This window comes from Duganella violaceipulchra, from assembly GCF_019166075.1.
In the GTDB taxonomy this organism is placed as follows: domain Bacteria; phylum Pseudomonadota; class Gammaproteobacteria; order Burkholderiales; family Burkholderiaceae_D; genus Rugamonas; species Rugamonas violaceipulchra.
Window position 1 is genome coordinate 1 of record NZ_JAHTGR010000184.1, and the last position, 300, is coordinate 300.

At 69.3% G+C, this 300-nt stretch carries 1 protein-coding gene; it reads left to right on the plus strand.

Going from position 1 to position 300, the window contains the following annotated elements; translation table 11 throughout:
* The coding region (locus KVP70_RS33605; protein ID WP_217946760.1) for a hypothetical protein at positions 1–300 on the plus strand (300 nt) is incomplete at both ends.

Here is a 300-nt window from a genome sequence, read left to right on the forward strand (position 1 = left end):
CCAACCAGGTCGTCGCGCTGACCTCGGCCCAGCTGAGCAGCCTGGCTTCGGCCCAGGTTGCCGCGCTGAGCAGCAACGCCATCGGCGCCATCGAGACCGCCGACATCGTCGGCCTGACCACCGCGAACGTTGCCGCCTTGCGCAGCGCCCAGCTGGTGGGCCTTGCCACGGCACAAGTTGCCGCGCTGTCGACCAACCAGATCGCCGCGCTGAGCACCGCCGCCGTGTCCGGTTTGACCACCAACCAGATCGTCGCGCTGACCACTGCCCAGGCAAGCTCGCTGAGCACCGCGCAAGTGG